Here is a 12,266-nt window from a genome sequence, read left to right on the forward strand (position 1 = left end):
ATGCGTTTGCTTATTTTTTTGAAATACCGACTTCTGCTTCCATCTGCCGAATGCGTGCCTCGATAGTAGGGTTGCTATCTGGCGTGATTTTGTAATTTTCCGGCCAACTTGTCGTTACACTGCACAGCCGCATGCTTGTTTCTGGTCGATAATTTTTTGGACTGTCGGCATTCTGGATATACCAAGCATCCTCCGCGCACCCCTGCTCTAGGCGCTCCGCAGTCTTGAATTGCCTGTTCTTCGCAAGCGTGTAGATCGCCTGATGCATTTCGAACGGAATGCTGCGCCGGATTTCCTGAGCCCTCTGCGCATTCCCGTTCGATTCGATCCTGTTCGCTGTCGCGCCCATACATTGCATCTTCAACTGAAGGTATTGCTTGCAACTCGGGCCCAGTTCATCGGCCCTGCAAGATCCAGCGGTCAACGTGATCGCTGTAATAGCAGCAGCGGCAATACGCCCTACGCCTGCGATACAGATACTCGTCATCTTTTTGGCCCCGTTTGCTCGCCCGTCATCGCCCTGTCATCTAGCCAGTTCGGTAAATGACTGTTCAAATTGTTACTTATAGTGCGTGCTACTATAGAGCGTGGATTCATAGAGGTCAAATCCATACCCTTCATTGGTTGTTTTTGGACGCCAATGATGGATTACGACCCGCTAGAATTGTTCGGAAAACGAGTAGTGGAACTGCGGAAGGCGAAGGGCTGGTCGCAGGAAGTACTTGCCCTTGAGTCGGGCCTCGCAAGGTCGTATGTCGGCGGTATTGAGCGCGGCAAGCGGAACCTCGCGCTCTACAACATCTGCGTGCTTGCGGAAACGTTGGGCGTCGCTCCGAGCGCGATGCTGGAGTTCAGAGCGGATGAATAACTGGTGCAGTTGCCCCTCGTGCTCATAGCCGGGAGGGAAGTCGTTGGGCTTGGCCTTGGTATCATTATCGAAGCCAACACCAGACCACATGCGCTATGCCTATTCCAGATTATCAGTCCCTCCTGTTGCCGGTCCTGCGCATGACCGCAGACGGACGAGAACATCGGTTTCGGGACATGATCGAAGCCCTCGCCAACCAACTCCAGCTGACAGACGAGGAGCGCAATACCCTCCTCCCGAGCGGCACCACTCCCGTTTTCGGCAATCGGGTTGGCTGGGCTCGCACCTACTTGAAGCAGGCTGGTCTACTCGAGACGAATCTTCAACGCCACCCCTCAAGATCCAGACCGGGGACGAGTGATGGGGCCACAGGCAGCTCACAAATCCCGCTGACGCGCCAGCATTAACATAAACCAAACAGTCTGCACAATTCCCGGTGCAGCTCAATCCTGATCCGTCGGCTCGACCCGACAACGAGGGTTGCCGGACATTCGCGATCCGCTCATTTCGATTTTCTCAAGCGGGCTTCTGGGAGATTACGCCGTACCAACCAAGGCCCTGATAAGTCTCGTAGCCTGGCGTTGCTGCGAACGCTACCATTGCACCGTCTACGCCATGGTAGAACCCCGACGACTGCCCGCCGGTTAACAATGGGAAACGGTCGCTCAAAATTCCGGCTCCGTCCGAAGCAGCGATCACCCGAAAGGACGAGTCCACGATCATGCAACGCGAGCGTCCCCACTCCTGCTCGCTTAGGCGAACGCCTTTCACCACCGCCTCGGCCTGCGGAGCCCAATCGAAAAAAATGACTAGCGCGCCGAGCACCCGACCGTTGACCGCGCCGCCCTCGCGAATCGCCGTTGAATAGGTCGCGACCTGTGCGTTGCGCAGCAGCGCGAAGGTCTGGACATCCGAGGCAACATAGTGCGAGCCTGAAGCGGTCTTCATAGCGGACTTGTACCACTCGGCGCCCGCCACGTTCTGCCCCCGCACCGCATAGGTCGTGTGACGGCCGTTGGCCACGACCACGCCGTCCGCATCGACTACCCAAAGGTCGCGATAAACCGTGTAGCTATCCAGTATGACTTTAAGACGACTGCACGCATGCTCGGCTGCCGCTGCTGTCCCATTCACGAGACATCCGACCACTGCGGAATCTGTTGCCCACCACCGCACGTCGCACGAGCGTTCATACAGGTTGCGATCAACGATATCGATCATATTCAGGGCGAGGTCTGTATAGCGCTGACCATCTTGAGAACGCATCCGCTCGATCATGCTGTCGCCAAGCTCTGTAAGCTTCGATAGAGAGCCTGCGAGCTCTTTATTAAGACCAGTCGTAATATCGGAGATGCGTGTCGATACGTGCTTTACCTGGTTAGCCACAACAGCAAAGCCTTTACCCGCATCGCCGGCACGGGCAGCTTCGATCAACGCATTCAATGCAAGGAAGGTAGTCTCGCGGTTGATATCGTTGATGTCGCCAATTTTGCCGAATGCGAGGCGCTTGACCTCATGCGTCAGATCGACGATTGCTTGCGGATTGGACATCAGATTCCCCATAAGGTCGACATGTTCTACAAGCCATTAATGCAAATATCGAGCCCGTTTATGTAAGTACATAACATGGCCGCGCAAACGTTTGACCGGAGCCAGCGGCAAATTTGTCACCTGCATGCCTGTCAGCACGCACCAACCGTGGTCGAGGCCGCACGGATTTGGGGAATCCTAGGGCGAATCCAGCGCTCGGCTCGGTGGGGTCTGTCTAGACGGCAATGGCCTCATTGGATCGGGTGATTCATTTGACTCGCGGCCCTTCGGGGCCGCCTCTTGCTCTGCCTTGAACTCGACTGAGGCTATATCATGCAGGCTAATACCTCGCGTTCCCGTGCGTATTGTCACTAGCAATAACCTGGCCGATTGCCGACGGTCAGCGCCAGCGATGCCACCGCTCCACCGAGCGGCAATGCCAGTTTCGCTGCCAGCGTCCAAACCCCGCCACTCCCCAAACCCCCAAAATCCCTGTAAAATCACCGGCTCTGCGGGCGTCGTATAATGGTCATTACCCCAGCTTCCCAAGCTGGAGACGTGGGTTCGATTCCCATCGCCCGCTCCACGTCGGCTCCTGTGCGGTTGGTCGGCGCCGTTCATGATTTCGCAGCGCATTCATAGCCTTGGCCGGCAGCCTGCTTCGCGACTCAGCGTCGTCAATCGCCGAAGCGCCGAACGCGCCGTCGGTAGCGTTCAGCGGCTTTCCCGGCGCACGCCCGACGACCTGAATTCCACCGTTGCCCTACCATGTAGTCCGGCGCGCATCGGTTTCCCCGCCAGCGCCGATCCGACAATCCGCCGATCCGCCTTTCGCAAGCCCCCACGCCAGACGACTCGCCGCGCCTGTGGGCGCAGTCAACGATGGAACAATTCTTCATGTCCCGCCCGAGCGCCATTGCGTTGATCGTGAGATCGCGCAAGACGCTTCTTGCCGATGCCAGCGAGCGCCTGCCCGCCGACGCCACGCGTCTGCACAGCGCCGCCGACGCGCTCGCAAGCCTGCTGCTCGACGTCCGCGCGGGGCGCATCAACGCGTTCGAATTGACCGAGCCGACGCCCATGCGCGTCGTGATTTCCGCCGATTGATGCGCAACCGATACGGTATTGCTGCGCGACCGATCCCCGTCATTCGCTCCGAAACGCGCCGTCGCGCCGAAAAGCGCCTTTCGGAGCGCTGATATAATGCGCGTCGAATTTGGCGCTGCTGCCGCTCGCCGCGAGCGAACGCCGTCACGCGAGACGCGGCAAGGCGATTGAAGCAGCGGCTCGCGCATCGCCCGGCGCAAACGCCGCCGCGCCAGCTCCAGCGATCCCGGCGACCCAAACCGCCCGCGCTCCAGACCACAGCACGCTCCGTTACCGAAAGCCGCGAAAATCCGCTGCTCTCATCACCCGTTCGCGAAGATGAATCACGATCCCAACGACGCAGTCCAGCCCGACTGCCCGCCGTCCGACGCTCCCAACGCCGCCGACGAAACGCCCGCCGAAACCCGCGGCGAAGCCGGCCCCGAAGCGCTGCACCATCGCCGCATCCGCAGTTTCGTGACGCGCGCTGGCCGCGTGTCCACCGGCCAGCGCCGCGCGCTCGACGATCTCGGCCCGCGCTTCGTCGTGCCCTATTCGCCCGAAGCCGCCGACTGGAACGCGGTGTTCGGCCGCGAGGCGCCGCGCGTGCTGGAGATCGGGTTCGGCATGGGCGCAAGCGCGGCCGAAATCGCCGCGTTGCGCCCGCAGGACGACTTTCTCGGCGTCGAAGTGCACGAGCCGGGCGTGGGCGCGCTGCTTAAGCTGATCGGCGAGCACGAACTCACGAACATCCGCATCGTCCAGCACGACGCCGTGGAAGTGCTCGAGCACATGATCGCGCCCGCGAGCCTCGACGGCGTACACATCTTTTTCCCCGATCCGTGGCACAAGGCGCGCCATCACAAGCGCCGCCTGATTCAGCCGAAGTTCGTCGCGCAACTCGTCGCGCGCATGAAACCGGGCGCGTATCTGCATTGCGCGACCGACTGGCAGAACTACGCGGAGCAGATGCTCGAAGTGCTGAGCGCCGAACCCGCGCTGGAAAACACCGCCCCCGGCTACGCGCCGCGCCCCGACTATCGTCCGGTGACGAAGTTCGAGCGCCGCGGCTTGCGTCTCGGTCACGGCGTGTGGGATCTCGTGTTCCGCCGCCGCGCCGGTTGACGCCGTGCGCCACATCCGCCGCACGCACACATGAAAAAAGGGCGCCGACAGTCGGCGCCTTTTCGCTTTAACCGGACTCAAACCGGATTTCGAACCGCACTTCAAACCGCGCCCGAATCGGCGCTTCACTCCTCCCAGCCGATTCCGCCGTTGTAGCCGAGCAGCAAGATCACGAGCCCGAACGCGATGCGATACCACGCGAACGCCGTGAAATCGTGCGAGGCGACAAAGCGCAGCAGCCAGCGCACGCAGGCGAACGCGCTCACGAACGCCGCCACGAAACCCACGCCGAACAAGCCGAGCCAGTCGGCCGAAAGCGCATGCCACGTCTTGTGCAGCTCGTAGACGGTCGCGCCGAAAATCACGGGAATCGCCAGAAAGAACGAGAACTCGGTGGCCACGCGCCGCTCGATGCCGAACAGCATCGCGCCGATGATCGTCGAGCCCGAGCGCGACATGCCCGGAATCAGCGCGCAACACTGCGCGAAACCGACCTTGAGCGCGTCGAGCGGCGTGATCTCGTCGAGCGAATTCACGCGCGCGCGCGAAGGCGGCAAAGCCTGCGGCTGCACCTGCACGAGCGACGCCGCGTGAGCCTTGGCGCCGCCGCGCAAACGCCCTTCGACCCACAGAATGACGAGGCCGCCCACGACCAGCGCGAGCGCCACGGGCACGGGCGCGAACAGCACCGACTTGATCGCCTTCTCGAACAGCAGGCCGAGCACGACGGCCGGGATGGTGGCGACGATCACGTTGAGCGCGAACCGCCGCGCGTCGGCACGCGCGGGCAAACCGCTCACGACGTCGCCGATCTTGCGGCGGAACTCCCAGCAGACCGCGAGGATCGCGCCGAACTGGATCACCACGTCGAAGGTCTTGGCGTACTCGCCGTTGAACTTGAGCACGCTGCCCGCGATGATCAGGTGCCCCGTGCTCGACACCGGCAAAAACTCCGTGAGCCCTTCCACGATGCCCAGAATCAGCGCCTTGCAGGTCAAAATCCAGTCCATCCCTTTTCCTTTTCTTCGTGAGGACGCACGCCGGAAGCCGCGACGCGCGTCGGCGCGCCGCCGCTCGCCTATTTCTCGACGATCTGCACGCGTATGCCGTTTGTAAGGATAGTGATTGTACCGGGTTCGTAATTCACGCCGGCAAATTGAAGCTGTTCCGGCTTGAAGGTGTAGACGGGGTAGTCGTTGAGCAATTGCGTGGCGACGAGCGCGGCCACGGCGTTGACCTGCGCCGCGTAGGCGGCGGCATTGCCGGCCATGTCCACGCCGTCGACGGAAGGCGAGCGCAGCACGACGGCGCGACGCTGGGCGTCGTAGGCAAGTTCGCTCGACATCGTGAAGGCGCCGTTCACGGGTTCCTGCGCCAGCGGACTTTCGAGGTGTACGTCGAGACGCACGGCTACGCGATTGCGATCGGGCAGCAGCGTCACGACGGGATTCGCGAGCGAAACGTCGAAAATCTGCTGCATCGAGCGGTGATAGGGGAACTTGCGCTGCACGGCCTCCTGCACCTGCTGCTGCGAGAACGTGTAGTGGTCGGGAATGAACGGGAAAATCCCCGTCGCACACGCGCCGAGCGACATCGCCGCGCTCGCCGCGGCGCACGCGGAGAGCAGGAAGGCGCGCCGGGATACGCGCGTTGCGGTGTGGATCATGCGGAATCTCCTCGATTGAATGGGCGCACACGCCGGATCGCGGTCACGCGCAGCCGACATTCTGGCCGAATGCGCGGGCGCATTGCAGGACTCGCGGCACGCCGGCCGCGATCAGGACGCGGGCCGGGTCGCGGCTTCGAGGCGCGTGAGCCACGCGAAGGCCGCGTCGCGCGACTCGCCGCACATCTCGGCTTGCGGTTGCAGACCGGAGCAACACGCGGGCCGCAGCGGCGAACCGAAGATCCGGCAGCGCAGATCGTCGTCGAGCTGCACGCAGCGCACGCCGGCCGGCTTGCCGCCGGGCATGCCCGGAATCGGACTGGAAATGGACGGCGCGATGCAGCACGCGCCGCAGCCGGGGCGACAGGCGTGCGCGTGGACATCGGCGGAAACAACGGCATTCACAACGGCTTTCCTAAAAACGCGCGGCGATTCTGACAAAACGTGTCGATGCGCGACGACGGGTTCGGCATGCGAGACGAGCGCGCCGGGAGCCGTATTGTGCCACCGGCGCGTCTGCGACCTTTTTACGCAATCGCGGTTTCCGACTCGCTCTTACACTGATTGCCACAGGCGCTGCAAGAAATCCCCCACGCGCGCCGCCCATCTTCAAGAGTCCCGCATGAGCGACGCCGACCTGCTCTTTCGCCCCGATCTGCTCGCCAAATATGGCGCCAACGGCCCGCGCTACACGTCGTATCCCACCGCGCTGCAATTTCGCGACGACTTCGACCTAGCCGATTACCGGCGCGCCGCCGCCGATCCGGGCGCGAGCGACACCGACCTCTCGCTCTACTTTCACGTGCCGTTTTGCGACACGGTCTGCTTTTATTGCGGCTGCAACAAGATCGCGACAAAAAACCGCGCCCGCGCGAAGCCGTATCTCGACCAGATGATCCGCGAGCTGGATCTCCAGGCCGCGCTGTTCGACACCCGGCGTCCGGTTTCGCAGTTGCATTGGGGCGGCGGCACGCCCACGTTCCTCTCGCTCGACGAAATGAGCGCGCTCATGAGCGCGACGCGCGAGCGCTTCACGCTGCGCCCCGACGACGAAGGCGAGTATTCGATCGAGATCGATCCGCGCGAGGCGTCGGCGCTGACCATCGCGCACCTGCGCAGCCTCGGCTTCAACCGGCTGAGCCTCGGCGTGCAGGACTTCGATCCGGTGGTTCAGAAGGCGATCAACCGCGTCCAGCCGCTCGAACTCACCGTCGACGTCATGAACGCCGCGCGCGCGAACGGCTTCGAGTCGATCAGCGTCGATTTGATCTACGGCTTGCCGCACCAGAACGTGAAAAGCTTCCGGCGCACGCTCGACACGATGCTGCTGCTCGCGCCCGAGCGCATTTCCGTGTTCGGCTACGCGCACATGCCGAAACTGTTCAAGATGCAGCGCCAAATGGACGAAGCCGCGTTGCCGACGCCGGCCGCGCGCCTCGCGCTGCTGCAACTCGTGATCGAGCAACTGACCGACGCGGGCTACGTGTACATCGGCATGGATCACTTCGCGCTGCCCACCGACGAACTCGCGCGCGCGCAGGCGACGCGCACGCTGCATCGCAATTTCCAGGGTTACAGCACGCGCGCCGATTGCGATTTGATCGGCTTCGGCGCCTCGTCGATCGGCAAGGTCGGCGACGTCTACGCGCAGAACGCGAAAGACCTGCCCGGCTATGGCGCGGCGATCGGCGAAGGACGGCTCGCGATCGCGCGCGGCGTGCGCCTCACCGCCGACGACCGTCTGCGCCGCGACATCATCACCGAGCTGATGTGCAATCTGGAACTGCGTTACGACGAATTCGAAGCGGCCTACGGCGTGCGCTTCCCGGCGGCATTCGCGGACGAACTCGCGCGCCTCGCCGGATTCGAGCGCGACGGCCTCGTGGCGCGCGGCGCGGACCGATTGGAGGTGCTGCCGGCCGGGCGCCTGTTCGTGCGCAACATTGCGATGGTGTTCGACCGGTATCTGGGCGTGCAGCGGCCCGAGCGGTTTTCGCGGACGATTTGAGAGTCTGGCCGCGCGCCGGGTTCGTCGCTGCAAGTGTGTTGCCGAGCGTGGCAATTTGCGTCATAATTGCCGGCTACCTGCCTCGGTGGTGAAATTGGTAGACGCGCCGGACTCAAAATCCGGTTCCGAAAGGAGTGCCGGTTCGATTCCGGCCCGAGGCACCAGATACCTTCCAAACGTCCACCACGTTTGACCAGAAAACCCCGCCAGATATAGTCTCGCGGGGTTTTTTTATTGCAAACCACTCCCAAGTTTCACCCGCATCAACAACCCTCAAGCGGGGGTTCTTTCGGGGTTGTTCACCACCGGTGCGAACTGGCGACAAAAAAGACCGACGAAAACACTCCCGCGATCACCACTCGGTGCACCCCATGGCATTTACCGCAGGCGGCAAGTTGCTCAGAAAAATGTCCTTCGGCGCCAATTCGTCTTCGCCGTCTGTCATAGTCGCATCTCTGATTTTCGGGAGTGGCCTCGCTGCCTTTACCGGTACTCGGCAATCTCGACCGTGCCGCGCACGCTCAACGCCCGAGTTCAACGATGGAGTCAATCAGCTCGGCGCCGCCTTCGATATCCTCATGGCCGACGAAACGCGAGACCTCCATGTGCCCGTCCCGGAATACATCGATCTCTATCCGCTGCCCCACGACCGTAATAGCCACGAGAACACTATCCGACCGGTGCCGCGCAAGGGTGTAGTGGATGTTCTGCGCGTCGAGCTTGTCGAGCAGGGTAAACAGCGTGTGGTTCATGCCTTGGCTCCTATTTTTTGAAGCGGCCATCATTAAGTAGTTTGAGCGCCTTCCGAGCGTCTTTGATACCGTCCTGAGCATCGCCCTGGATATCGTCGAGCGTCGAATTCAGATATTGCCCCGGAAATTCGCGCAACACTGAGCCTTTGCACTCGGACGAGATGATGTCGCACGCGTACATGCTCCCGCGATCGTTGGCCGCTAGCCCGACAGCATCCCCGCCCAAAGCATCGGGCGTGTATTCGAATGCCTGCGCGTCGCCGAGCGGCGTAGAGGCGTCGCTCGTGGCGTCACTGAACATCGCACCGTCTCCGCCCGCATCATCACCATCGCCTGAATCGTCACCACCGAGCACGGCCCCGGCCGCCACCACCACGCCAAGCAAGTCGTCGCCGTTGCTCTCCAGGGCAGCGGCTGCACGCCTTGCAGCGTTCACGGCCTGTATAGCTTCGATGCGCTCGACCATCGCGTTGTACTTTTCGATGTAGGCCGTCGCGCCGTCGGCATCGAGGCCCATCGATTCCATCATCGACTGGCGAAAAGTCTTCGCGCGCGGCGTACTGGCGACCGCTCCACCTCCGCCGCTTCGATATGTTTCGCTCCAGGCTTGCGGTGCGTAGCGCTTCGATACGCCGACACTGCCGCGCCAGTCGCGATCAATGGCGGGGACGATCAGGCCATCGCGCACCGCTTCGCACAGAATGCGCGTGATGTCTTCGCCGTCGGTCGGCGTGTGCCATCGCCCACGTACATGCTTGCCGATGAAGCCCGCGTAGGCGCTGAAATCGACAGAGGCACGCGACGCTTTCCGGCCAATGCTAACCCGGAATAACTGGTCGAAATCCCGCCTGTCCTGGGCCATCTGTTCTTCGCGCGCCTTGCGCGCTTTTTGGCTCTCCTCGTAAGAGAGCCGCCAGCCACGGTCTACGTCTTCGATATCGTGAGCGGGCACTAATGCGCATTGCCAGCCGCCCTTCAGCGGCACATAGAGCGCGTTATACGAATTGCCCCATTCGGGTAACGACATGTCACCTCCACCTGGTTGTGGCGTGTTTACTAGCACGTCACCAAGCGGCCGACCTTGCGCTATCTGGACTGTCGCATCGGTTGATGCGATGTGCATGACCTGTGGGCTGTCGCCCGCACTGCTGCCGATTACAACGCCGCCTGCAATATTGAAAGCGCGATCGCGGCGATGTTGGGGATTGTTCAGGTTGACAGCCGGAACATATTCACCGTCTTGCGCTTGCGACGTGGACAGCAAACCACACAGCGAACGATACCCGGGGGTTGCTTTTAAGTTTTCTCAAGCCAGAAAATTGCAGAACCCTTGCCCGGCAAGCTATTGCCAGCACTGTTCCATTCCGACCCGACACAAAAAAATCCCGGCAAAAAACCCATCCCTAACCCGATGGGCTTTTTGCTTTTCAGCGCAAATTCGTCTGCGCCAACTCCACCACCTCGTCCCCGCGCCCGCTCAGCACCGCGCGCAGCATATAAAGGCTGAAGCCCTTCGCCTGCGCCCATTGCAGCTTCGGCGGCATCGCGAGTTCATGCTTCGTCGTGACCACGTCCACCAGCGCCGGCCCAGGATGCGCGAACGCCGCGCGCAACGCGTCGTCGAGCGCCTCCGACGTCTCCACGCGCACGCTGAACAAGCCCGCGCCCTTCGCGATATCGGCGAAATTCGTAGCCGCGAGATCGGTGCCCGTTTCCACGTAGCCGCCTGCCTTCATCTCCATCGCGACAAAGCCGAGCGAGCCATTATTCAGGACTACGATCTTGATCGGCAGGTCGAGCTGGCGCGCCGTGAGAATGTCGCCGAGCAGCATCGACAAGCCGCCGTCGCCCGAAAGCGACACCACCTGCCGGCCGGCGTGCGCGGCCTGCGCGCCCAGCGCCTGCGGCATCGCGTTCGCCATCGAACCGTGGTTGAACGAGCCGTGCAGGCGGCGCCGGCCGTTCATCGTCAGATAGCGCGCGGCCCACAGCGTGGGCGTGCCCACGTCCACCGCGAAGATCGCGTCGTCGTCGGCGAGTTCGTTCAGACGCGCCACCACGTATTGCGGATGCAACGGCTTGCCCGCGGCGGCCGGGCGCGCGAGTTCGTCCAGTCCCTTGCGCGCATTCGCGTAATGCTCGCGCGCGCGCTCGAGAAAGCGCCGCCCGGTCTTGCGCGTGAGCTTGGGCGTGAGCGCGCGCAGCGTTTCGCGCACGTCGCCGATCAGCCCGAGCGAGAGCGGCGCGCGCTTGCCGAGCGCGGCGGCGTCGCGGTCGATCTGCACGATGTTCACGTTCTGCGGATAAAAGTTGCGATACGGAAAGTCGGTGCCGAGCATCACGAGCGTGTCGCACGACATCATCGCGTGATAGCCCGAGCTGAAGCCGATCAAACCGGTCATGCCCACGTCGAACGGGTTATCCCATTCGACATATTGCTTGCCGCGCAGCGCATGCACGGTCGGCGCGCCGAGCGCGTCCGCGAGCGCCACTACTTCGTCGTGGGCGCTCTTGCAGCCGCTGCCGCACAGGAGCGTCACCGCTTCCGAGCGATTGAGCAGTTCCGCGAGCCGGTCGATGTCCGCCGACGAAGGCAGCGTGGCCGGGCGCGCGGCCTGCGCCCACGTCGCGTCCTCGTCGGGCGCGTCGAGCAGCGCGACGTCGCCGGGCAGCACGATCACGGCCACGCCCCGCTGGTCGATCGCCGTGCGCAGCGCCGTGTCGAGCACGCGCGGAAACTGCGCGGGGTTCGTTACCAGTTCGACGTAATGGCTGCATTCGCGAAAGAGTTCGGTCGGATGCGTTTCCTGGAAATAACCGAGGCCGATTTCCGTCGACGGAATGTGCGCCGCGATCGCGAGCACCGGCGAGCGGTTGCGATGCGCGTCGTAGAGTCCGTTGATGAGATGCAGATTGCCGGGGCCGCAACTGCCCGCGCACACGGCCAGCCGGCCCGTCGCCGCCGCTTCGGCGCCCGCCGCGAACGCCGCGACTTCCTCGTGGCGCGTGTGCATCCAGCGGATCGTGCCGAGCTTGCGCAAGCTTGCCGAAAGGCCGTTGAGGCTGTCGCCCGTCACGCCCCAGATACGCTCGATGCCGACTGCCTCGAGCGTTTTCGCCAAATGATCCGCGATCGTCTTCGCCATGCTGTTCTCCACGTGAACGGTCAGGCGCAGCGCGCGCGGGCGGCTTCGCGGCCGTGGCGCTGCGCGCAAGGGAATGGGAAGGAAC

Annotated in this window: 13 protein-coding genes and 2 tRNA genes; 7 read left to right on the plus strand and 8 right to left on the minus strand. The window is 62.8% G+C overall.

The window, feature by feature from the left end; all coding sequences use genetic code 11:
- Positions 1-10: 10 nt before the first annotated feature.
- Positions 11-487 (minus strand): hypothetical protein, encoded by a 477-nt coding sequence (locus U5805_RS20130; RefSeq protein WP_322105257.1) that lies wholly within the window; start codon positions 485-487, stop codon positions 11-13.
- 156 nt (positions 488-643) lie between these two features.
- Here U5805_RS20130 and U5805_RS20135 point away from each other — a divergent pair, with 156 nt between their 5' ends.
- Together U5805_RS20135 and U5805_RS20140 are read left to right on the plus strand one after the other, a co-directional pair.
- Complete coding sequence (locus tag U5805_RS20135) at positions 644-868, plus strand: helix-turn-helix transcriptional regulator (RefSeq protein ID WP_322105311.1); 225 nt, start codon at positions 644-646, stop codon at positions 866-868.
- A gap of 95 nt (positions 869-963) precedes the next feature.
- Positions 964-1,275, plus strand: a complete 312-nt coding sequence (locus U5805_RS20140) for a winged helix-turn-helix domain-containing protein (protein WP_322105258.1) — start codon at positions 964-966, stop codon at positions 1,273-1,275.
- 109 nt (positions 1,276-1,384) lie between these two features.
- Here the strand turns inward: U5805_RS20140 and U5805_RS20145 are convergent, their stop codons facing one another.
- The gene (locus tag U5805_RS20145; protein WP_322105259.1) at positions 1,385-2,419 is read right to left on the minus strand and encodes a methyl-accepting chemotaxis protein; all 1,035 of its coding nucleotides are present in this window, start codon (positions 2,417-2,419) and stop codon (positions 1,385-1,387) included.
- A gap of 490 nt (positions 2,420-2,909) precedes the next feature.
- On the opposite strand from U5805_RS20145, the gene U5805_RS20150 reads away from it, so the two are divergent.
- The 3 genes from U5805_RS20150 to trmB all read left to right on the plus strand — a co-directional run bounded on the left by U5805_RS20150 (position 2,910) and on the right by trmB (position 4,609).
- Positions 2,910-2,984 (plus strand) — tRNA-Gly (locus U5805_RS20150).
- 311 nt (positions 2,985-3,295) lie between these two features.
- Positions 3,296-3,505: a hypothetical protein gene (locus U5805_RS20155; protein ID WP_322105260.1), complete on the plus strand. Its 210-nt coding sequence runs from the start codon at positions 3,296-3,298 to the stop codon at positions 3,503-3,505.
- Between the two features lie 318 nt (positions 3,506-3,823).
- Positions 3,824-4,609: a tRNA (guanosine(46)-N7)-methyltransferase TrmB gene (gene trmB, locus U5805_RS20160; protein ID WP_322105261.1), complete on the plus strand. Its 786-nt coding sequence runs from the start codon at positions 3,824-3,826 to the stop codon at positions 4,607-4,609.
- A 125-nt stretch (positions 4,610-4,734) separates the two neighbouring features.
- On the opposite strand, the gene U5805_RS20165 is transcribed toward trmB, so the two are convergent.
- From U5805_RS20165 to U5805_RS20175, 3 genes are all read right to left on the minus strand, one after another.
- Positions 4,735-5,619, minus strand: coding sequence for an undecaprenyl-diphosphate phosphatase (locus tag U5805_RS20165; RefSeq protein ID WP_322105262.1), 885 nt, complete (start codon positions 5,617-5,619; stop codon positions 4,735-4,737).
- Between the two features lie 68 nt (positions 5,620-5,687).
- A complete protein-coding gene (locus tag U5805_RS20170) occupies positions 5,688-6,275 on the minus strand; it encodes a DUF1439 domain-containing protein (RefSeq protein WP_322105263.1) in 588 nt (195 codons plus the stop codon).
- Positions 6,276-6,386: 111 nt separating this feature from the next.
- Positions 6,387-6,680, minus strand: a complete 294-nt coding sequence (locus tag U5805_RS20175; RefSeq protein WP_322105264.1) for a YkgJ family cysteine cluster protein — start codon at positions 6,678-6,680, stop codon at positions 6,387-6,389.
- Positions 6,681-6,897: 217 nt separating this feature from the next.
- Here U5805_RS20175 and hemN point away from each other — a divergent pair, with 217 nt between their 5' ends.
- Positions 6,898-8,283 carry an oxygen-independent coproporphyrinogen III oxidase gene (hemN, locus tag U5805_RS20180; RefSeq protein WP_322105265.1) on the plus strand — a complete coding sequence of 462 codons (1,386 nt, stop codon included), beginning with the start codon at positions 6,898-6,900 and terminating at the stop codon, positions 8,281-8,283.
- Positions 8,284-8,362: 79 nt separating this feature from the next.
- Positions 8,363-8,447 (plus strand) — tRNA-Leu (locus U5805_RS20185).
- Between the two features lie 357 nt (positions 8,448-8,804).
- On the opposite strand, the gene U5805_RS20190 is transcribed toward U5805_RS20185, so the two are convergent.
- The 3 genes from U5805_RS20190 to poxB all read right to left on the minus strand — a co-directional run bounded on the left by U5805_RS20190 (position 8,805) and on the right by poxB (position 12,181).
- A complete protein-coding gene (locus tag U5805_RS20190; protein ID WP_322105266.1) occupies positions 8,805-9,035 on the minus strand; it encodes a hypothetical protein in 231 nt (76 codons plus the stop codon).
- A gap of 10 nt (positions 9,036-9,045) precedes the next feature.
- Positions 9,046-10,062, minus strand: a complete 1,017-nt coding sequence (locus U5805_RS20195; RefSeq protein WP_322105267.1) for a hypothetical protein — start codon at positions 10,060-10,062, stop codon at positions 9,046-9,048.
- A gap of 400 nt (positions 10,063-10,462) precedes the next feature.
- Positions 10,463-12,181 (minus strand): ubiquinone-dependent pyruvate dehydrogenase, encoded by a 1,719-nt coding sequence (gene poxB / locus U5805_RS20200; protein ID WP_322105268.1) that lies wholly within the window; start codon positions 12,179-12,181, stop codon positions 10,463-10,465.
- Positions 12,182-12,266: the final 85 nt, after the last annotated feature.

The organism is Paraburkholderia sp. J41 (genome assembly GCF_905220235.1).
GTDB lineage: Bacteria > Pseudomonadota > Gammaproteobacteria > Burkholderiales > Burkholderiaceae > Paraburkholderia.

What these genes read in the sequence shown, in the direction of transcription:
- U5805_RS20130 (WP_322105257.1), bottom strand. Translation starts at nt 487, where the DNA reads ATGACGAGTATCTGTATCGCAGGCGTAGGGCGTATTGCCGCTGCTGCT.
- U5805_RS20135 (WP_322105311.1), top strand. Translation starts at nt 644, where the DNA reads ATGGATTACGACCCGCTAGAATTGTTCGGAAAACGAGTAGTGGAACTG.
- U5805_RS20140 (WP_322105258.1), top strand. Translation starts at nt 964, where the DNA reads ATGCCTATTCCAGATTATCAGTCCCTCCTGTTGCCGGTCCTGCGCATG.
- U5805_RS20145 (WP_322105259.1), bottom strand. Translation starts at nt 2,419, where the DNA reads ATGTCCAATCCGCAAGCAATCGTCGATCTGACGCATGAGGTCAAGCGC.
- U5805_RS20155 (WP_322105260.1), top strand. Translation starts at nt 3,296, where the DNA reads ATGTCCCGCCCGAGCGCCATTGCGTTGATCGTGAGATCGCGCAAGACG.
- trmB (WP_322105261.1), top strand. Translation starts at nt 3,824, where the DNA reads ATGAATCACGATCCCAACGACGCAGTCCAGCCCGACTGCCCGCCGTCC.
- U5805_RS20165 (WP_322105262.1), bottom strand. Translation starts at nt 5,619, where the DNA reads ATGGACTGGATTTTGACCTGCAAGGCGCTGATTCTGGGCATCGTGGAA.
- U5805_RS20170 (WP_322105263.1), bottom strand. Translation starts at nt 6,275, where the DNA reads ATGATCCACACCGCAACGCGCGTATCCCGGCGCGCCTTCCTGCTCTCC.
- hemN (WP_322105265.1), top strand. Translation starts at nt 6,898, where the DNA reads ATGAGCGACGCCGACCTGCTCTTTCGCCCCGATCTGCTCGCCAAATAT.
- U5805_RS20190 (WP_322105266.1), bottom strand. Translation starts at nt 9,035, where the DNA reads ATGAACCACACGCTGTTTACCCTGCTCGACAAGCTCGACGCGCAGAAC.
- U5805_RS20195 (WP_322105267.1), bottom strand. Translation starts at nt 10,062, where the DNA reads ATGTCGTTACCCGAATGGGGCAATTCGTATAACGCGCTCTATGTGCCG.
- poxB (WP_322105268.1), bottom strand. Translation starts at nt 12,181, where the DNA reads ATGGCGAAGACGATCGCGGATCATTTGGCGAAAACGCTCGAGGCAGTC.